Annotated in this window: 18 protein-coding genes; 2 read left to right on the plus strand and 16 right to left on the minus strand. The window is 71.3% G+C overall.

The genetic code is table 11. The features are described from left to right. Positions 1 to 352: 352 nt before the first annotated feature. The 14 genes from metK to pyrR all read right to left on the minus strand — a co-directional run bounded on the left by metK (position 353) and on the right by pyrR (position 14,860). A complete protein-coding gene (gene metK / locus AB0O28_RS06400; protein ID WP_363636917.1) occupies positions 353 to 1,540 on the minus strand; it encodes a methionine adenosyltransferase in 1,188 nt (395 codons plus the stop codon). 187 nt (positions 1,541 to 1,727) lie between these two features. After that, entirely contained in the window at positions 1,728 to 2,096 is a 369-nt protein-coding gene (locus tag AB0O28_RS06405) for a hypothetical protein (protein WP_363636919.1), read from the minus strand. 68 nt (positions 2,097 to 2,164) lie between these two features. After that, on the minus strand, positions 2,165 to 3,463 hold the full coding sequence (gene coaBC, locus AB0O28_RS06410; protein WP_363636921.1) for a bifunctional phosphopantothenoylcysteine decarboxylase/phosphopantothenate--cysteine ligase CoaBC: 1,299 nt from the start codon (positions 3,461 to 3,463) through the stop codon (positions 2,165 to 2,167). 14 nt (positions 3,464 to 3,477) lie between these two features. Next, positions 3,478 to 3,741 (minus strand): DNA-directed RNA polymerase subunit omega, encoded by a 264-nt coding sequence (rpoZ, locus tag AB0O28_RS06415; protein ID WP_030508986.1) that lies wholly within the window; start codon positions 3,739 to 3,741, stop codon positions 3,478 to 3,480. Positions 3,742 to 3,754: 13 nt separating this feature from the next. Then, positions 3,755 to 4,315 (minus strand): guanylate kinase, encoded by a 561-nt coding sequence (gene gmk, locus AB0O28_RS06420; protein WP_363636923.1) that lies wholly within the window; start codon positions 4,313 to 4,315, stop codon positions 3,755 to 3,757. Between the two features lie 122 nt (positions 4,316 to 4,437). Continuing rightward, positions 4,438 to 4,761: an integration host factor, actinobacterial type gene (gene mihF, locus AB0O28_RS06425; RefSeq protein WP_030450375.1), complete on the minus strand. Its 324-nt coding sequence runs from the start codon at positions 4,759 to 4,761 to the stop codon at positions 4,438 to 4,440. Between the two features lie 275 nt (positions 4,762 to 5,036). Next, a complete protein-coding gene (gene pyrF / locus AB0O28_RS06430; RefSeq protein WP_363636926.1) occupies positions 5,037 to 5,735 on the minus strand; it encodes an orotidine-5'-phosphate decarboxylase in 699 nt (232 codons plus the stop codon). Beyond that, positions 5,732 to 6,706: a dihydroorotate dehydrogenase gene (locus AB0O28_RS06435; protein WP_363636928.1), complete on the minus strand. Its 975-nt coding sequence runs from the start codon at positions 6,704 to 6,706 to the stop codon at positions 5,732 to 5,734. The genes pyrF and AB0O28_RS06435 overlap by 4 nt, the downstream gene beginning before the upstream one ends. 21 nt (positions 6,707 to 6,727) lie before the next feature. Beyond that, complete coding sequence (locus AB0O28_RS06440; RefSeq protein ID WP_363636930.1) at positions 6,728 to 7,585, minus strand: dihydroorotate dehydrogenase electron transfer subunit; 858 nt, start codon at positions 7,583 to 7,585, stop codon at positions 6,728 to 6,730. A gap of 74 nt (positions 7,586 to 7,659) precedes the next feature. Continuing rightward, positions 7,660 to 10,938: a carbamoyl-phosphate synthase large subunit gene (gene carB / locus AB0O28_RS06445; protein WP_363636932.1), complete on the minus strand. Its 3,279-nt coding sequence runs from the start codon at positions 10,936 to 10,938 to the stop codon at positions 7,660 to 7,662. Next, positions 10,931 to 12,046, minus strand: coding sequence for a glutamine-hydrolyzing carbamoyl-phosphate synthase small subunit (gene carA / locus AB0O28_RS06450; protein ID WP_363636934.1), 1,116 nt, complete (start codon positions 12,044 to 12,046; stop codon positions 10,931 to 10,933). Before carA ends, carB begins: the two co-directional genes overlap by 8 nt. Next, positions 12,043 to 13,344, minus strand: a complete 1,302-nt coding sequence (locus tag AB0O28_RS06455) for a dihydroorotase (protein WP_363636936.1) — start codon at positions 13,342 to 13,344, stop codon at positions 12,043 to 12,045. The genes carA and AB0O28_RS06455 overlap by 4 nt, the downstream gene beginning before the upstream one ends. Positions 13,345 to 13,370: 26 nt before the next feature. Further along, positions 13,371 to 14,306 carry an aspartate carbamoyltransferase catalytic subunit gene (locus tag AB0O28_RS06460; RefSeq protein WP_363636938.1) on the minus strand — a complete coding sequence of 312 codons (936 nt, stop codon included), beginning with the start codon at positions 14,304 to 14,306 and terminating at the stop codon, positions 13,371 to 13,373. Then, a complete protein-coding gene (gene pyrR, locus AB0O28_RS06465) occupies positions 14,303 to 14,860 on the minus strand; it encodes a bifunctional pyr operon transcriptional regulator/uracil phosphoribosyltransferase PyrR (RefSeq protein ID WP_363636940.1) in 558 nt (185 codons plus the stop codon). The genes AB0O28_RS06460 and pyrR overlap by 4 nt, the downstream gene beginning before the upstream one ends. Before the next feature lie 444 nt (positions 14,861 to 15,304). On the opposite strand from pyrR, the gene AB0O28_RS06470 reads away from it, so the two are divergent. Both AB0O28_RS06470 and AB0O28_RS06475 read left to right on the plus strand, forming a co-directional pair. Continuing rightward, positions 15,305 to 15,799, plus strand: coding sequence for a transcriptional regulator (locus tag AB0O28_RS06470; RefSeq protein WP_030508976.1), 495 nt, complete (start codon positions 15,305 to 15,307; stop codon positions 15,797 to 15,799). A 121-nt stretch (positions 15,800 to 15,920) separates the two neighbouring features. After that, positions 15,921 to 17,165 (plus strand): arginine deiminase, encoded by a 1,245-nt coding sequence (locus AB0O28_RS06475; RefSeq protein ID WP_363636943.1) that lies wholly within the window; start codon positions 15,921 to 15,923, stop codon positions 17,163 to 17,165. A gap of 45 nt (positions 17,166 to 17,210) precedes the next feature. Here the strand turns inward: AB0O28_RS06475 and AB0O28_RS06480 are convergent, their stop codons facing one another. Further along, on the minus strand, positions 17,211 to 17,648 hold the full coding sequence (locus AB0O28_RS06480; RefSeq protein ID WP_076432068.1) for an SAV_6107 family HEPN domain-containing protein: 438 nt from the start codon (positions 17,646 to 17,648) through the stop codon (positions 17,211 to 17,213). 398 nt (positions 17,649 to 18,046) lie between these two features. After that, positions 18,047 to 18,907: a L,D-transpeptidase family protein gene (locus AB0O28_RS06485; RefSeq protein WP_363636945.1), complete on the minus strand. Its 861-nt coding sequence runs from the start codon at positions 18,905 to 18,907 to the stop codon at positions 18,047 to 18,049. Positions 18,908 to 18,939 lie beyond the last annotated feature (32 nt).

The following is an 18,939-nucleotide window of genomic DNA, read 5'->3' on the forward strand; positions in this document are numbered from 1 at the left end:
CGACGGGGAGGTCCGGCGCCGCCTCGCGAGCGCCCTTGGCCGTGCCTGTGGCCGCGCGTGCAGATGTGCCTCTGGATGCGCCTTTGGACGCCCCCGTGGACGCGCTCGCCCGCTCAGCCGTTCCCCGCGTACGCTCGGTGGCCCGCCGCGGGGCGGCAGGAGGCGCCGGAAGAAGCGCCTCCTGAGGATGCGGGGCGCGGGTCGGCTCGGTCACGTCTACGTCCTACCAGACCCGGCGAGCCGCAATCACACGTACGCCCGCCGTCTGTGGACGTCCGCGCACGCGCAAACGGCGCCCGCCGCGAGGGGCGGGCGCCGCCGGGGCGATGATGGGTCGCTCGTCAGGAGGGGGTCACAGGCCGGCGGCCGTACGCAGGGCGTCGGCCCGGTCCGTGGACTCCCAGGAGAAGCCCTCACGGCCGAAGTGGCCGTAGGCGGCGGTCTCGGAGTAGATCGGGCGCAGCAGGTCGAGGTCGCGGATGATCGCGGCGGGCCGCAGGTCGAAGACCTGGAGCACCGCGTCCTGGATCGCGTCGATCTGCACCTTCTCCGTGCCGAACGTCTCGACGAACAGGCCGACCGGCTGGGCCTTGCCGATGGCGTAGGCGACCTGGACCTCGCAGCGGTCGGCCAGGCCGGCCGCGACGACGTTCTTGGCGACCCAGCGCATGGCGTAGGCGGCCGAGCGGTCGACCTTGGACGGGTCCTTGCCGGAGAAGGCGCCGCCGCCGTGACGGGCCATGCCGCCGTAGGTGTCGATGATGATCTTCCGGCCGGTGAGCCCGGCGTCACCCATGGGGCCGCCGATCTCGAAACGGCCGGTCGGGTTGACCAGCAGGCGGTAACCCTCGGTCTCGATCTCCAGGTCGGCCAGCACCGGCTCGACCACGTGCTCGCGGATGTCGGGGGTCAGCATCTCGCGCAGGTCGATCTCCGGGGCGTGCTGCGTGGAGACGACCACGGTGTCGAGGCGGACCGGGCGGTCGCCGTCGTACTCGATCGTGACCTGGGTCTTGCCGTCGGGGCGCAGGTAGGGCACGGAGCCGTTCTTGCGCACCTCGGACAGGCGGCGGGCCATGCGGTGCGCGAGCTGGATCGGCAGCGGCATGAGCTCAGGGGTCTCGCGGCAGGCGTAGCCGAACATGAGGCCCTGGTCGCCGGCCCCCTGGCGGTCGAAGGCGTCGCCGCCCTCGCCCTCGCGGTGCTCGTAGGCGTCGTCCACGCCCTGCGCGATGTCCGGAGACTGCGCGCCGATCGACACCGACACGCCGCAGGAGGCGCCGTCGAAACCCTTGTGGGAGGCGTCGTACCCGATCTCGAGGATCTTCTCGCGGATCAGCGCGGGGATGTCGACGTAGGTCTCCGTCGTCACCTCGCCGGCGACGTGGACCTGGCCAGTAGTGATCAGCGTCTCGACGGCGACCCGGCTCTTGGGGTCGTCCTTGAGCATGGCGTCGAGAATCGCGTCACTGATCTGGTCGGCGATCTTGTCCGGGTGGCCCTCGGTGACCGACTCGGAGGTGAACAGGCGACGGGACAACTCAGGGCTCCTCATGCAGCGGCTGCTGACGTCCATGAGTGACCGGCGGTAGAGCCGTGCCCTACCTGCGGCCACTCGATGCTCACGCGAGTCTAGCCTTACGGGCTGCGGAGCCGCGAAGCCGTCCGGGTTACGGTCATCGGCGCAGCGGCCGGCGAGAGGACCCGACGCGTCTCCGGACACGCCGTCAAAGGTCGGGTAAGGGATCTCTGGGCAGGTCGCCGGGCGAGAAGGCCTCCGCGTCGGCCGCCGCCACCACGGCGGCGTACTCGTCGTCGACCTCCAGGGTCATGCCGCCGATTTCGATGCGCGGCCCCGATCCGAACTCGACCGGGCCGAGGCGGGTGCGGCGGGGGTAGCGGGCCCACACGCCTGACGGCTCGTTCCTGCTGAACATCTTGGTGGACAGCAGAGTGACGGAGCTGTCCGTGACCACGACGAGGAAACCGATCGTGGCGGGAGGCGGCAGCGCCACCGCGGGAAACACATAGCGGATGTCCTCGCCGGGGCCGAGCATCGCCCGGCAGCGCTCCCTGATCGTGGCGGACACCGGCATGGCGATCGCTCCCTCGACGCACGACCTACGGGGGCGGGGCGGGCGCCCGCACCGGCACCACGCGGAATTCAGGCGAGACGCTGCGCCACCAAATCCCACACTACGTCGGCGAGATCCTCTTTGGGACCCCTCGGAATCTCCACGGAGCCGCCCTCCGCCGTGAGGACGACGGCCGCGTTGTCCGGCGTGCCGAACGCCAGGTTCTCCCCGACCTGGTTCACCACGAGCAGGTCGCAGCCCTTGCGCGCCAGCTTGGCCCGGCCGTTGGCCAGAACGTCGTCGGTCTCCGCGGCGAAGCCCACGATCACCCGCGGCCCCGGCCCTGCCCCGGCCTCCCGCGCGGCGCCGGGCCCGTGTCCGGCTACGCCCCGGCGACCCGCCGGAGCCTCGGGCGCGGGCGTGTCTCCCGCGGCGTACGCCTCTCGCCTGGCCCGGCGGTTCTCCCCCAGCTCGGCCAGGATGTCGGGATTTTTCGTCAGATGGATCGGATCGGGCTCGGCGGACGATTTTTTGATCTTCGTGTCGCTCTGCCGTACGGGCCGGAAGTCCGCGACCGCGGCGGCCATCACGACCGCGTCGGCGTGCCCGGCCGCAGAAAGGACCGCGTCGCGCAGCTGCCGCGCCGACTCCACCCGCACGACCTTCACGCCCGCGGGATCGGGCAGCGTCACGTTCGCCGCCACGAGCGTGACCTCCGCGCCCCGGGCGACGGCCGTACGGGCGAGGGCGTATCCCTGCAGCCCCGAGGACCGGTTGCCGATGAAACGCACGGGGTCGATCGCCTCACGGGTGCCACCGGCGGAGACGACGACGTGCCGCCCGGCCAGGTCCTCGCGCCGGCCCGCCAGCACGCGGCGGCACACCTCGAAGATCTCGGCGGGGTCGGGCAGCCGCCCCGGGCCGGTGTCGGCGCCGGTGAGCCTGCCGACGGCGGGCTCGATCACGATCGCGCCGCGCTCGCGCAGCGTCGCCACGTTCGCCCGCGTGGCCGGGTGCTCCCACATCTCGGTGTGCATCGCGGGCGCGAACACCACCGGGCAACGGGCCGTGAGCAGAGTGTTGGTGAGCAGGTCGTTGGCCATGCCGTGCGCGGCCCGGGCCAGCACGTCCGCCGTCGCCGGGGCCACGACGACCAGATCGGCCGACTGCCCGATGCGCACGTGCGGCACCTCGTGCACCGACTCCCACACCTCGGTGGTCACCGGATTGCCCGACAGCGCCGCCCAGGTCGGCTCGCCGACGAACCGCAGAGCGTCCCGGGTCGGCACGACACGCACGTCATGTCCCGACTCGGTGAAAAGGCGGAGCAGCTCGCAGGACTTGTAAACCGCGATGCCGGCGCTCACGCCCAGCACGACAGACGTCATGACGGAGGCGGTGCTCAGCCCTCGATGGGCTCGGAGGTGAGCAGGCCCTCGGAGACCTCGCGCAGGGCGATGGACAGCGGCTTCTCCTGGGCGTGGGTCTCCACGAGGGGCCCCACGTATTCCAGCAGGCCCTCGCCGAGCTGCGAGTAGTAGGCGTTGATCTGGCGCGCCCGCTTCGCCCCCATGATCACGAGGCTGTACTTGCTGTCGACGATGTCGAGGAGCGCGTCGATCGACGGGTTGGTGATGCCTTCCGCGTAGGCGGAGCTGCTTGCCACGTCAGTGATTCCCCTAGCTAGGTGAGTTTCCCATCAAGGTTATCAGCCGGTGGCACACGTCCTTGACGGACGTGTTGACGATCGTGAGGTCGAACTCCTTCTCCGCCGCCAGCTCGATCCGGCCCGCCTCGAGACGGCGGGCGATCACGTCGGGAGGCTCGGTGCCGCGGCCGCGCAGCCGCCGCTCCAGCTCCTCCCAGCTCGGCGGGGCCAGGAACACGAGCAGGGCCTCGGGCATCGTCGTGCGCACCTGCCTGGCGCCCTGCAGGTCGATCTCGAGCAGGGTGGGGACGCCTGCCGCCAGCTTCTCCAGCACGGGCCGCCTGGGCGTGCCGTACCGGTTGCCGGCGAACTCGGCCCACTCCAGAAGCTCCCCGGAGGCGACGAGCTCGTCGAACTCGTCGTCGCCGGCGAAGAAGTACTCCACGCCGTGCCGTTCCCCCGGGCGGGGCTTCCTGGTTGTCACCGAGACCGACAGCCACACCTCCGGGTGGGACCGCCGGAGCTCGGCGACGACCGTGGACTTCCCCACACCCGACGGACCGGACAGGACCGTCAGGCGCGGGCGAGGCATGGAGTCACCGCCGCGTGCCCGGAATTCGCTGGTCGCGACTGCCTCGTGGGCCCGATCTCCAGCGGACCGGGACGTGTCGGTCACTCCGTACCCCCGTGAAACTCGTTCGTACGCCGCCGAGATCAGCTCTCGGCGCCGCCGAACTCGCGCTCCAGGGAGGCGCGCTGGTTGGCGCCGAGACCCCGCACACGGCGGGATTCGGCGATACCAAGGCGCTCCATGAGCTGCTTGGCGCGGACCTTGCCGACGCCAGGGAGCGACTCCAGCAGAGCCGAGACCTTCATCTTGCCGATGACGTCGTCGGTCTGCCCATCCTTCAGCACCTCAGCCAGAGAAACCGCGCCGTGCTTGAGCCGGTTCTTGACCTCGGCACGCTCCTTGCGTGCCTTGGCAGCCTTCTCAAGAGCTGCGGCGCGCTGCTCGGGGGTCAGGGGAGGAAGAGCCACGCCGGGTCACCTCGAATTTCTTGTCGATGTACTCGGACGATGGGGGAAACTAGCTGGTCTTGGCCGTAACGGCAACGTCAAGCGGGGGTTCTGCGACTACAAAATTGATTTTACTACTTTTGGTATTCGAAAAGTTACTCTTCGTAGATCAAAACCGCCTCAGCAGGCCCGGAACCGGATGACGCTTGGTGACGGCCACATGAGACGTTCACGGGCCGCGAAGACCCTCGCCGAGCCGTTTCCCTCCGGTCTCGCGGACTCCCGTCGGCGAGCCGTCAGGGGCTCACGCGGCGCAGCGCGGCGGCGATCCCGGCGGCGGCCGCGCCGGGGTCGGGCGCCCCGGTGATGGGCCGGCCGATCACGAGGAGGTCGGCCCCCTGGGCGATCGCGTCCTCCGGGGTGGCCACCCTCGCCTGGTCCTGGGTGTCGGCGCCGGCGGGCCGTACGCCCGGAGTGATGAGCGTCACGTCCGGCCCGACCTCGGCGCGTACGGCGGCGACCTCCCTGGGCGAGCAGACGAGGGCCTGCGCCCCCGCTCCGACGGCCACGGCGGCCATACGGCGCGCGGCGTCGACCGGGGGTCCCTGGATGCCGACCTCGCGGAGATCGGCCTCGGAGAGCGACGTCAGAAGCGTCACGGCCGCGATCCGTGTGCCGGGGGAGGCCTCGACGGCCGCCCGCACCATGGCGGGCCCCCCGGCGGCGTGCACGGTCAGGTAGGTGGGCTTGAGCCGGGCGACGGCCCGGGCGGCGGCGGCCACGGTGTTCGGGATGTCGTGCAGCTTGAGGTCCAGGAAGACCTGCACGCCGCTCGCGCCGCGCACCGAGGCGATCACGTCGGGCCCGTACCGCAGGTAGAGCTCCAGTCCCACCTTCACCGTGGAGACGTGCGGGGTGACCAGGCCGGCCCAGCGGGCCGCGGTCTCCAGGTCGGGCGCGTCCAGGGCGACGGCGATGGGAGCGGGCGTGGTCAAAGCGAACTCTCCTCGAGATCTGTGCGTGTTCGTGGTTGCGCGCCCGCCGGGCGGTGGGCCAGGCCCACGACGTCGGCGAGCCGGTCGAACCCGCGCTCCTGCAGGAGCTCCTCAAGCTCCCTCAGTACGCGCGGGCAGGCGTAGGGGTCGTGGAACAGCGCCGTGCCCACCGCGACGGCGCAGGCGCCCGCCAGGATGAGCTCGAGGGCGTCCCTGCCGGTCGTCACGCCGCCCATGCCCACGATGGGCACCCCGGGCAGCGCCGCGTGGACCTGCCACACGCAGCGCACCGCCAGGGGCCGTACGGCGGGGCCGGACAGGCCGCCGGTGCCGGCCGCGAGCGCGGGACGCATCGTGTCGACGTCGATGCTCATCCCGACCGGCGTGTTGATCATCGCGAGGGCGTCGGCGCCGCCGTCGACGCACGCCCGCGCGACCGCGACGACGTCCGCCACATCCGGCGACAGCTTGGCGATCACCGGCACCTCGTACGGCGTGGCCGCGCGCACCGACGCCACGACCTCCGCCGCCGCGGCCCCGTCACGGGCGAACACCCTGCCGCGGTCCTCGACGTTCGGGCACGACAGGTTGATCTCCACGGCGGTGATGCCGGCGGCGCCGGCCAGGCGCCGCGCCAGCGCGGTGTACTCGGTCACGGTGCCGCCGCCGATCGAGACCACCGTGCGGGCGCCCCGCTCGGCCAGCCAGGGCAGCTCGCGCTCCAGGAACGCCTCGACGCCCGGGCCCTGCAGGCCCACGGCGTTCAGCAGCCCGGAAGGGGTCTCGGCCATCCGCGGCGTCGGCCGTCCCGCGCGGGGGGCCATGGTGATCGACCGGGTGACGAACGCGCCCAGCCGGTGGACGTCGGAGAACTGGGCCAGCTCGCGGCCGGTCCCCCCGCAGCCGGAGGCGGTCAGCACCGGGTTGGGCAACTCCACATGCGCCAGATAGGTCCGGAGGTCGGCCGTCACCGCCGGTCCCCCCGTCCCGGCTCAGGCATGCCGGCCGCCGGGCGCGCCGAGCGCGTCGAACGGGATGGTGCCGACGTCGTCGAACCGCACCCGCTCGCCCCGGAACACCGGGCCCTCGGTGCAGGCGCGGACCATGCGGGTCACGCCGTCGTCGCCGATCACCGGCACCACGCACGTCATGCAGACGCCGATGCCGCAGGCCATGGACTCCTCCACGGCCACCTGCACGGGGATGTCGAAGTCGGCGGCGACCGCCGTGACGCCGCGCAGCATCTCCATGGGGCCGCACGCGTAGACCGCGTCGGCCCGAGCGTCGGCGATCACGCCGGGCAGCACGTCGGTCACCGTGCCGCGCATGCCGAGCGAGCCGTCCTCGGTCGTCAGCGTGGTCGTCTCGCCCATCCGGCGGGCCCGCAGCGCCCCGAAGACCCGGTCGGCCGACGGCGCCCCCAGCACGAAGTCGATGCGGCAGCCCCGCTGCTGCAACGCGTCCCCCAGCGCGAACAGCGCCGCCGCGCCGTGCTCGTCGCCCACCAGTACGCAGGTGCAGGGGTCGCGCGGCAGGGGGAAGGGACGGCCGAGCGGGCCGACCAGGTCGAGCGTGTCGCGCGCCCGCAGGTCGGCGAGCCAGGCCGTCCCCGCGCCGCGAACGCCGAAGACGAGCTCCACCGTGCCACCGTAGTCCGGCTTCACGTCGTGAATCGTGAAGGCCCGCCGGGTGAGCATCGAGGAGTCGCGGCCCCCGACGGCGACCGTGACGAAATGGCCGGGCCGGAACCGGTCGGCGATGCCCGGTGCGACGACGGTCAGCGCATGGTAGGCGTCCACGCGGCGCGTCGTCAGCACCGTGCCCGTGACCTGAACCGGACTGCCGGCCACTCCCTGCTCCCTGTTCCTGGCGCCCGCTCCGCTCGCGCGGCGACGGGCGCCCAAGCCCTCCGCGTGTGTTCGGGCTAGTCTCGCAGCCTCCTGGCGTGTTCCTGGAGGGAACGCACGTCGATGTCGCCCCTGGCGATGTGCAGGATGCCCTGGACGGCGGCCGCCAGGCCCTGGACGGTCGTGACGCACGCGATGCCGCGGTTGACGGCGGCGGTGCGGATCTCGTACCCGTCCAGGCGCGGCCCGGACTGGCCGGGGCTGCCGAACGGAGTGCTCACGATGAGGTCCACCTCCCCGTCGAGGATGCGCCGCACGATCGTCGGCTCGCCGTCGGGACCGGTGCCTTCGCTGTGCTTGCGCACGATCTTGGCACGTACGCCGTTGCGGCGCAGCACCTCGGCGGTGCCCTCCGTGGCCAGGATCTCGAAACCGAGGTCCGCGAGCACCTTCACAGGGAAGATCATGGCCCGCTTGTCCTTGTTCGCGACCGAGACGAACGCCCGCCCCTTGGTCGGCAGCGAGCTGTAGACCGCCAGCTGCGACTTGGCGAAGGCCGTGCCGAAGAACTCGTCGATGCCCATGACCTCGCCGGTCGAGCGCATCTCCGGCCCGAGCACGATGTCCACGCCGCGGAACCGGTTGAACGGCAGCACCGCCTCCTTGACCGCCACCGGCGCGTCCATCGGCAGCGTGCCGCCGTCGTACCCGTCCGGCAGCATGCCCTCGGCGCGCAGCTCGGCGATCGTCGCGCCCAGCATCACCCGTGCCGCCGCCTTCGCCAGCGGCACCGCCGTGGCCTTGGACACGAACGGCACCGTACGGCTGGCCCTGGGGTTGGCCTCCAGGACGTACAGCACGTTGGAGGCCAGGGCGTACTGGACGTTCAGCAGGCCGCGCACGCCCACGCCGCGGGCGATGGCCTCGGTGGCCGCGCGGATCCGCTTGATGTCGAACCCGCCCAGCGTGATCGGGGGCAGGGCGCACGCCGAGTCGCCGGAGTGGATTCCGGCCTCCTCGATGTGCTCCATGACGCCGCCGAGGTAGAGCTCCTCGCCGTCGAACAGCGCGTCCACGTCGATCTCGATGGCGTCGTCGAGGAACCGGTCGATCAGCACCGGGTGCTCGGAGGCCGCCCTGGCCATGTAGGTCGCCAGCGTGTCCTCGTCGTACACGATGGCCATGCCCGCCCCGCCGAGCACGTACGACGGCCGTACGAGCACGGGGTAGCCGATCTCGTCGGCGACGGCCTTGGCCTCGTCCACGGTCATCGCGGTGCCGTGCTTGGGCGCGGTCAGCCCCGCCTCGGCGAGGACCCGGCCGAACGCCCCGCGCTCCTCGGCGAGGTGGATCGACTCGGGCGAGGTGCCGACCACCGGCACCCCGGCGTCCTTGAGCGCCTGCGCGAGCCCGAGCGGCGTCTGGCCGCCGAGCTGCACGATGACGCCGGCGACCGGCCCGGTCTCCTGCTCGGCGTGCACGACCTCCAGGACGTCCTCCAGCGTGAGCGGCTCGAAGTAGAGCCGGTCGGAGGTGTCGTAGTCGGTCGAGACGGTCTCGGGGTTGCAGTTGACCATGACGGTCTCGTAGCCGGCCTTGGCCAGCTCGAACGAGGCGTGGACACAGGCGTAGTCGAACTCGATGCCCTGGCCGATGCGGTTGGGCCCGCTGCCCAGGATGATCACCTTGGGCCGGTCCCCCACCGGCACCTCGGTCTCCTCGTCGTACGCCGAGTAGAGGTACGGCGTGCGCGCGGCGAACTCGGCGGCGCAGGTGTCCACGGTGTTGTAGACGGGCCGCACGCCGAGCTCGTGGCGCTCGGCCCGCACCTCGGCCTCCGGCACGCCCAGGATCTCGGCGATCTGCGCGTCGCTGAAGCCGTTCCGCTTGGCCAGCTCGAGCGTGGGCCGGTCGAGCGCGGTGATCGACCGGGCGACCTCGTCGATGGCGAAGAGCTGGTCGACGAACCACGGGTCCACCTTCGTGGCCTCGTGGACCTGCTCGGGGGTGGCGCCCGCCCTGATGGCCTGCTGCATCGTGCGCAGCCGCCCGTCGTGGGGCCTGCGGCAGGCCTCCAGGAGCTCGTCCAGGTCGCCCGGCTCTCCCGCCCAGCTGAACGAGGACCCCTTCTTCTCCAGCGACCGCAGCGCCTTCTGCAGCGCCTCGGGGAACGATCGGCCGATCGCCATCGCCTCGCCGACCGACTTCATGTGGGTGGTCAGCGTCTCGTCGGCCCCGGCGAACTTCTCGAACGCGAACCTCGGCACCTTGACCACGATGTAGTCGAGCGACGGCTCGAACGACGCCGGGGTCTCCTTGGTGATGTCGTTGGGGATCTCGTCGAGGGTGTAGCCGATCGCGAGCTTGGCGGCGATCTTGGCGATCGGGAAGCCGGTGGCCTTGGACGCCAGCGCCGACGACCGCGACACACGCGGGTTCATCTCGATGACGATCATCCGGCCGGTCTGCGGGTCGACCGCGAACTGGATGTTGCAGCCGCCGGTGTCGACGCCGACCTCGCGGATGACCGCGATCGCGACGTCGCGCATGTTCTGGTACTCGCGGTCGGTCAGGGTCAGCGCGGGCGCCACGGTCACGCTGTCGCCGGTGTGGACGCCCATCGGGTCGATGTTCTCGATGGAGCACACGATGACCACGTTGTCGTTGCGGTCCCGCATGACCTCCAGCTCGTACTCCTTCCAGCCGAGGATCGACTCCTCCAGGAGGACCTCGGTGGTCGGGGACGCGTCGAGGCCGGCGCCGGCGATGCGGCGCAGCTCCTGCTCGTCGTGGGCGAAGCCGGAGCCGGCGCCGCCCATGGTGAAGCTCGGGCGGACGACGAGCGGGTAGCCCAGCACGTCGGCCCCGCGCAGGCACTCGTCCATGGTGTGGCAGATCACGCTGCGCGCCGACTCGGCGTTGAGGCCGCGCTCGGCGGCCACCTTGGCGACGATCTCCTTGAACCGCTCGCGGTTCTCCCCCGCCTGGATGGCGTCGATGTCGGCGCCGATCAGCTCGACGCCGTACTTGTCGAGCACGCCCGCCTCGTGCAGCGCCACGGCCGTGTTGAGCGCCGTCTGGCCGCCCAGCGTGGGCAGCAGCGCGTCGGGCCGCTCCTTGGCGATGATCTTCTCGACGATGTCCGGCGTGATCGGCTCGACGTAGGTGGCGTCGGCGAACTCCGGGTCCGTCATGATCGTGGCCGGGTTGCTGTTGACGAGGATGACCCGGAAGCCCTCGCTGCGCAGGACGCGGCAGGCCTGGGTGCCGGAGTAGTCGAACTCACACGCCTGTCCGATGACGATCGGGCCGGAGCCGATCACCATGACGGACCTGATGTCCGTACGCTTAGGCACCCTGGGCCCCCTTCTTCTCCATCAGCTCGCAGAACTCGTCGAACAGGTACGCGGCGTCGTGCGGGCCCGCGGCCGCCTCGGGGTGGTACTGCACGCTGAACGCCGGGCGGTCCAGCAGGCGCAGCCCCTCCACGCAGTCGTCGTTGAGGTTGACGTGGCTGACCTCCGCCGCGCCGTACGGCGTCTCGAAGGGCCCGTCCAGCGGCGCCCGCACGGCGAAACCGTGGTTGTGCGCCGAGATCTCGACCTTGCCGGTCCTTCGGTCCTGCACCGGCTGGTTCACCCCGCGGTGGCCGTACCGCAGCTTGTAGGTGCCGAGATCGAGCGCCCGGCCGAGGATCTGGTTGCCGAAGCAGATGCCGAAGAACGGCACGCTCTCGCCCAGCACCTCCCGCAGGGACTCGACCGCGTATCCGGCGGCGGCGGGGTCGCCGGGGCCGTTGGAGAAGAAGACGCCGTCGGGGTCGAGGGCGAGGATGTCGGCCGCCTTGGCGGTCGCGGGCAGCACGTGCACCTCGCAGCCCCGCTCGGACATCCGCTGCGGGGTCATGGCCTTGATGCCGAGGTCGACCGCCGCGACGGTGAAGCGCTTGCGCCCCACGGCCGGCACGACGTAGGGCTCGCCCGTGCTGACCTCGCGGGCCAGGTCCGCGCCCTCCATGCCGGGCGAGCGCCGCACCCGCTCGACCAGCTCGGCGACCTCGCCGCCCTCGCTGAAGATGCCCGCGCGCATCGCGCCGCGCTCGCGCAGGTGACGGGTGAGGGCGCGGGTGCCGGGCATCGCGATGCCGACGACGCCCTGGTCGCGCAGGTAGTCGTCGAGCGTCCTGCGGGAGCGCCAGTTCGACGGGATCCGCGCCGGCTCGCGCACCACGTAGCCCGCGACCCAGACCCTGCCGGACTCCGGGTCCTCGTCGTTCACACCGGTGTTGCCGATGTGCGGCGCGGTCATCGCCACGATCTGGCGGTGATAGGAGGGGTCGGTGAGCGTCTCCTGGTAGCCGGTCATGCCGGTGTTGAAGACCATTTCGCCGAACGTCTCGCCAACGGCGCCGTACGGCGTTCCCTCGAAGACGCGTCCGTCCTCGAGCACGAGCAGGGCTGTCATACGAGCTTCCCTTCGAGAACGGTGGGACGGCCGCGCAGGAGGGTGGCGACGACGCGGCCGGGCAGGGTCAGTCCCTCGTAGGGGGTGTTGCGGCTCCTCGACGCCATCGCCGCCGGGTCCACGGGCTGCCGGACCGACGGGTCGTACAGCGTGATGTTGGCGGGGACGCCGGGCTCGATCGGGTGGCCGTGCCCGGCCAGCCGGCCGATCCTGGCCGGCCGCGCGGACATGCGGTCGGCGACGCCGGCCCAGTCGAGCAGCCCGGTCTCGACCATGGCCTCCTGGACCACGGACAGGGCCGTCTCCAGGCCGATCATCCCCATGGCCGCCGCGGCCCACTCGGTCTCCTTGTCCTCGACCGGGTGAGGCGCGTGGTCGGTGGCCACGCAGTCGATCGTGCCGTCGGCCAGCGCCTCGCGCAGCGCCCGCACGTCCTCGTCGGTGCGCAGCGGCGGGTTGACCTTGTAGATCGGGTTGTACGACCCGAGCGGCGAGCTCTCCGCGCAGGAGTCGGTCAGCAGCAGGTGGTGCGGGGTGACCTCGGCGGTCACGTCCCAGCCCTTCGACTTGGCCCAGCGGATGATCTCGACGGACCCGGCGGTGGAGACGTGGCAGACGTGCAGCCGGGACCCGACGTGCGCGGCGAGCAGGCAGTCACGGGCGATGATCGCCTCCTCGGCGACCGCCGGCCAGCCGGTCAGTCCGAGCCTGCCCGACACCGCGCCCTCGTTGAGCTGGGCGCCCTCGGTCAGCCGCGGCTCCTGGGCGTGCTGGGCGATGACGCCGTCGAACGCCTTGACGTACTCCAGCGCCCGGCGCATCAGCACGGCGTCCGACACGCACTTGCCGTCGTCGGAGAAGACCCGCACGCGGGCCGCGGAGTCGGCCATCGCGCCGAGCTCGGCGAGCTGGCGGCCCTCCAGACCGGAGGTCACCGCGCCCACGGGCTGGACGTCGCAGTGGCCGTGCTCGCGGCCCAGCCGCCAGACCTGCTCCACGACGCCGGCGGTGTCGGCGACCGGGGAGGTGTTGGCCATGGCGTGGACGGCGGTGTATCCGCCGCGCGCCGCGGCCTGGGTGCCGGTCTCGACGGTCTCCGCGTCCTCCCGGCCCGGCTCGCGCAGGTGGGTGTGCAGGTCCACCAGGCCGGGCAGGGCGATCAGCCCGTCGGCGTCGATCGTCTGGTCCGCCCGCGTGCCCGCGAGGCCGCCCGTCTCCGCCACGGCGCCGTCGCGCAGCAGGATGTCGCTCGGGGCGCCGCCCAGGATCCGGGCGCCCCTGATGAGGATGGTGGTCACAGTCTCCTCGTGAAGGTCGTACGTGCTCATTCGGCGCCGCCGATCGCCGGCTCGGAACCGCCGAGCAGCAGGTAGAGAACGGCCATCCGGACCGTCACGCCGTTGGCGACCTGCTCCACGATCGTCGAGCGCGGCGAGTCGGCGACCTCCGCGGAGATCTCCATGCCGCGGTTCATCGGGCCGGGGTGCATGACGATGGCGTCGTCGTGCAGGCGGGCGAACCGGTCGCGGTCGAGGCCGTAGCGGCGGCTGTACTCCCGCGCCGAGGGGAAGTAGGCCGCGTTCATCCGTTCGAGCTGGACCCGCAGCATCATCACGACGTCCGACTTGGGCAGCACGGCGTCGAGGTCGTAGGAGATCTGGCAGGGCCAGCTCTCCACCGCGACCGGCAGCAGGGTCGGCGGCGCGACCAGCGTCACCTCCGCACCGAGCGTGTGCAGCAGCAGCACGTTCGACCGGGCGACCCGGCTGTGCAGCACGTCGCCGACGACGGCGATCTTCAGGCCCTCGATCCGGCCCAGCCTGCGGCGGACGCTGAAGGCGTCGAGCAGCGCCTGGGTGGGGTGCTCGTGGGTGCCGTCCCCGGCGTTGACCACGCTGCCGCGCACCCAGGTGGCCAGGCGGTGCGGCGCGCCCGAGGCGCCGTGCCGGATCACGACGGCGTCGGCGCCCATGGCCTCCAGGGTGCGCGCGGTGTCCTTCAGCGACTCGCCCTTGGACACGCTCGACCCGCGGGCGGAGAAGTTGATGACGTCGGCCGACAGGCGTTTGGCCGCGGCCTCGAAGGACATGCGGGTCCGGGTGGAGTCCTCGTAGAAGAGGTTCACCACCGTGCGGCCGCGCAGCGTCGGCAGCTTCTTGATGGACCGCTGCGAGACCCGGGCCAGCTCCTCGGCCGTGTCGAGGATGAGGAGCGCGTCGTCGCGGGCGAGGTCGCCGGCCGAGATCAGGTGCTGCTTCATCGGTCGTCCTCCTTGATGAGCACGACCGCGTCGCGCCCGTCCGTCTCCTCCAGGAAGACCTTGACCTTCTCGCTCTTGGAGGTCGGCAGGTTCTTGCCGACGTAGTCGGCGCGGATCGGAAGCTCCCTGTGGCCGCGGTCCACGAGCGTGGCGAGCTGGACCGCCCTGGGCCTGCCCACATCGTTCAGCGCGTCGAGCGCGGCGCGCACGGTGCGGCCGGAGTAGAGGACGTCGTCGACGAGGACGACGGTCCTGCCGTCGACGCCGTCCGGCGGCAGATCGGTGTGGCCGAGCGGGCGCGCGGGCCGCAGGCGCAGGTCGTCGCGGTACATCGTGACGTCGATGGCGCCGACGGGAACCTTGATCCCTTCGAACTGCGCGATGCGCCCGGCCAGGCGCTGCGCGAGGGTGGCGCCACGGGTGGGGATGCCGAGCAGGACGACGCTCTCCGCGCCCCTGGTCCGCTCGATGATCTCGTGCGCGATCCGTGTGAGCGCCCGGTGGATGTCGGGCCCCTCCAGGACGGAACGGGCCTGATTTCGGGCATCAGACATGAAACTCACCACCTTTCCCGCCTCACGGGACGGGTCTTAAAAGGGTGTCAGGTCTGCTTAGAGTATCAGGGCCGTCTGGGAACCCCCCTCCCGCCAGGGGCGATGCCCCGCGGAGGGGTCGTTCACCCGCGGCGTGACGAGGACGCGAGGCGGAAGACCGGGGACGTGCGGGGGACGTGGCAGGGGTCGGAAGCCGCATCACACCGGGTGTCGGGGATTTCGGTGAGAGCACTGTTTGACGCTCTTTTTTCCAATCAGCTTGACCTTTGGGAGTGTCGGCTTTACCGTCACTGTCCGTAACCACAACACGCGACCTTCCTGGGTAAAACCCGACGCAGCGGTCACCGAAGGTGCCGGTCACGGCGCCAGCCCCGGTGTTCGGAACGCTTAGGACAAGGACGCACAATCAAGTGAGAAGAGACATAGAAAGCCGGGGGCCCAACGATGCCGTCTGACTACGCCAAGTCGCTGGGCGCGCGCCTGCGCGCCATCCGGACCCAGCAGGGGCTGTCCCTGCACGGTGTGGAAGAGAAGTCCCGCGGACGGTGGAAGGCCGTCGTCGTGGGCTCCTATGAGCGGGGCGACCGCGCGGTGACCGTGCAGAAGCTCGCAGAGCTCGCGGATTTCTACGGAGTGCCGGTGTCCGAGCTTCTTCCGGGCGGAGCCGCCCCCAGCCCGCTTGCGCCCGCTCCCAAGCTGGTCATCGATCTGGAGCGGCTGTCGCAGCTGCCGAAGGACAAGGCCGGTCCGCTTGCCCGTTACGCCGCCACCATCCAGAGCCAGCGCGGCGACTACAACGGCAAGGTGCTGTCGATCCGGCAGGAGGACCTGCGCTCGCTCGCGGTCATCTACGACAAGTCGCCGGTCGAGCTGACCGAGGAGTTCATCCACTGGGGCGTGCTCGACGCGGAGGCCCGCCGCGCCGTCGAGTCCTTCTGACCTCCCGTCCGGTCCGTACGCGGCTCCCCGTGCCCGCCCTCTCGGCGTAGTCACGGGCGGCGCCTCCGCATCGGGGAGCCGCCGGTACGAGTGATTCCTGTCACGCGGGGATAGGCAGGATATGACGTTTCACGTGGGCTCCGAGGTGGGCAGGCTTCGCCGCGTCCTGGTCGACATCCCCGAACTCGCGCTCAAGCGGCTCACCCCGGGCAACAAGGACGGCCTGCTGTTCGACGACGTGCTGTGGGTGCACCGCGCGCTGGAGGAGCACCGGGAGTGGTGCGAGGTGCTCGCCGGGCGCGGCGTCGAGGTGCACCACCTCGGCGACCTCCTGCGGGAGGTGATCGAGATCCCCGACGCGCGCAAGCACATCCTCGACGGCAGCGTCGACGAGCACTGGTTCGGCCCGCTGGCCGCCGACGCGATCCGCAACACGCTCGACGCCCTCGACGCGGACACGCTCGCACCGCTGCTGACCGGCGGGATCATCAAACGCGAGATCATTGAGCTGGGCTGCGACCCGGGCTCCATCACCTTCCACACGCTGGGCATGGACGATTTCGTCCTCCCTCCGCTGCCCAACCACCTGTTCGCCCGCGACACCTCCTGCTGGGTGTACGACGGGGTCTCGATCAACCCGATGCGCAAGAAGGCGCGCAGGCGGGAGACCGTCAACTACGAGGCGGTCTACCGGTGGCACCCGCTGTTCGCCGCGGGATACGGCAACCCCGCCGGCGGCGGGTTCAACGTCTGGTACGAGGGCGTGCGGATGGCCCCGGCCACCATCGAGGGCGGCGACGTCCTGGTGCTCGGCGACGGCGTGGTGCTGGTCGGCGTGAGCGAGCGCACCCAGCCGCAGGCGGTCGAGATGCTCGCGACCAACCTGTTCCGCGCGGGATCGGCGACCCGCATCGTGGCGCTCGATCTGCCCAAGACCCGTGCGTTCATGCACCTCGACACCGTGATGACCAACGTCGACGTGGGCGTGTTCACGAAATACGCCGGGCTCGGCATGCTCCCCTCCTACACGGTGGAGCCGGGCGACACCGACAAGGAGCTCAAGGTCACCGATCACCCGCCGGAGGACATGCACAAGGCGATCGCGCGAGCCCTCGGCCTGGACGACATCAAGGTCCTGACGCCGACGCAGGACGTGCACGCGGCCGAGCGAGAGCAGTGGGACGACGGCTGCAACGTGCTGGCGCTGGAGCCGGGTGTGGTGATCGCCTACGAACGCAACACCACGACCAACAACCACCTGCGCAGGCACGGCGTCGAGGTCATCACGATCCGCGGCAGCGAGCTCGGCCGCGGACGCGGCGGGCCGCGCTGCATGAGCTGCCCCCTGGAGCGCGACCCCGTCTGATCACACGACGCGCGGCGAGGACCGGGCCATGGCCGGAGACGGAGGTCAGCCTGCCATGGGCAGGGTGGGCCGGCCGGGCAGGCCGAGGATCGACTCCACCTCTCCGACGAACCTGTCCGCCTCCGCTATGATTTCCTCCGCGTCGTTCTGCGTGACGGCGCGGACCATTCCGGCCTCGGCCGCCGCACGCTTGGTCGCGCTCACCGCGAAGTAGGCCGCCCAGTCCGCGAGCTTGGGCTCGGCCTCCGGCAGCAGCTCCCAGGCGCTGCGCAGCCGCCGCCTGCGGCCGTCCATCGGACGTGGACGGGCCGCGAGGATTCCGGCCGCCGCACGCAGGGCCGCCAGATGGGCCGACACGTAGCGGTCCGCGGGGGTGGGCCCGACGGTGGCGTCCGCGAGGCATGCCCTGGCGTCCGCGAGGTGTGCCAGAACCGCCTGAGAGAGCCGGGGCCCGCTCTTCTGATCGTCGTTCTGCTCAGTCATGCCCGCCTCCTTGAGTCGTGGCACTCCGGCGAAGGTCGCCGGTGACTTCACAGTCGCAGACCGCACCGACAATTTCGCCGGCCGGGAGATCTCGTGAACCGCCCGAGATCGCCCGACGCTTTGTCCCGTGGGCGGCCGGACGAGGAGCTTCCCCTCTCCCCGTCCGGCCCACGCCGCGGGCCGTGCCGCATCCGTCTCCGCCGACGACGAAGGCACGAATCCAACGGGGTGGGCGCGAGCCGCGAGTCTCGCGCCCACCCCATCGAACATAGATTCGATCATCTCGCCTGTCAAGGATGTCAACGAATACGTGTTCGAGGACTGCGTCACAAAAGGGGGCGGCAGAGGACGAAGGGGCCCCGCGCGACCACCTCGCGCGGGGCCCCTCCGGGGTGGAACTAGCGCCGGAAGGCGCCCCTGACGTGCACCGGGACCCCCTTGCCGAGCATGCCCGGCAGGATCTCGGCCACGTTCATGGGCAGCCGCACGCAGCCGTGCGAGGCCGGATAAAGCGGCACCGACAGCGCGCCGTGGAGCGCGATGCCGCCGTTGAAGAAGACGGGGTTGTAGAGCTGCCCCAGGTAGGACCGGTGCCAGCCCTTGACCCGCCAAGTGGTCTTGTAGTCGCCGGTCGGCGTGCGGGCGCTGCCGGAGAAGCGCTGCCGCTTGCCGTTCCAGGTGGCGTACTCGGTGTAGGGGACGCCGCTGCCGCTGGAGATGTGGCTGATCAGCACCGGCTCACCGCCCCGATACAAAACCATAACCTGCTTGGTCAGGTTCACCTCGACGCGATTCGCCTTGCCCCCGGACACCAGAACCTTGGGCGCGCGGGGATTCTCCAGCGCCCTCCAGGTGCGGGCGGCGATCGTGCTGGTCGGCGTGATCCCCTGCACCTTCTGGAACGCCCAGACCGCCGTCAGTGTGGCCCCGCCATACTGGCCGTCGAGGCTGCCGGGCACGTATCCCAGCTCCTTGAGCCGGGCCTGCAGCGCCTTGACGGCGGAGCCCTTGGCGCCGAGCTTGAGCGTCTTGCCCGGGGCGGTGAACGACGGGTAACCGGTGGCGCGGGCGGGAACGGCGCTCCGTGCCGCGAGCGCGGGGAGCGCCGTGGACGCCGGGAGCACGGTCCCAGTGGTCACGACCCCCGCGGACGCGTCGGTGCGTGCCTGCGCCGTGCCGCTCACGCCGGTCGCCGCGAAGGCGGTCGCGAACGTCGCCGCCCCCACCGCGACGAGCAGTCGCCGTCGACCTCTCATCATGACCAACCCCCTCATAAGTCCGTTTCTCGATC

Origin of the sequence: Microbispora sp. NPDC088329 (genome assembly GCF_040685655.1) — a bacterium.
Taxonomy (GTDB): domain Bacteria; phylum Actinomycetota; class Actinomycetes; order Streptosporangiales; family Streptosporangiaceae; genus Microbispora.

Excerpts from the sequence above, each read along its gene's own strand:
- carA (WP_363636934.1), bottom strand. The coding sequence starts at position 12,046 with ATGACAGCCCTGCTCGTGCTCGAGGACGGACGCGTCTTCGAGGGAACG.
- AB0O28_RS06405 (WP_363636919.1), bottom strand. The coding sequence starts at position 2,096 with ATGCCGGTGTCCGCCACGATCAGGGAGCGCTGCCGGGCGATGCTCGGC.
- AB0O28_RS06485 (WP_363636945.1), bottom strand. The coding sequence starts at position 18,907 with ATGATGAGAGGTCGACGGCGACTGCTCGTCGCGGTGGGGGCGGCGACG.
- coaBC (WP_363636921.1), bottom strand. The coding sequence starts at position 3,463 with ATGACGTCTGTCGTGCTGGGCGTGAGCGCCGGCATCGCGGTTTACAAG.
- gmk (WP_363636923.1), bottom strand. The coding sequence starts at position 4,315 with ATGCCTCGCCCGCGCCTGACGGTCCTGTCCGGTCCGTCGGGTGTGGGG.
- AB0O28_RS06460 (WP_363636938.1), bottom strand. The coding sequence starts at position 14,306 with ATGAAGCAGCACCTGATCTCGGCCGGCGACCTCGCCCGCGACGACGCG.
- AB0O28_RS06470 (WP_030508976.1), top strand. The coding sequence starts at position 15,305 with ATGCCGTCTGACTACGCCAAGTCGCTGGGCGCGCGCCTGCGCGCCATC.
- pyrR (WP_363636940.1), bottom strand. The coding sequence starts at position 14,860 with ATGTCTGATGCCCGAAATCAGGCCCGTTCCGTCCTGGAGGGGCCCGAC.
- AB0O28_RS06475 (WP_363636943.1), top strand. The coding sequence starts at position 15,921 with ATGACGTTTCACGTGGGCTCCGAGGTGGGCAGGCTTCGCCGCGTCCTG.
- AB0O28_RS06480 (WP_076432068.1), bottom strand. The coding sequence starts at position 17,648 with ATGACTGAGCAGAACGACGATCAGAAGAGCGGGCCCCGGCTCTCTCAG.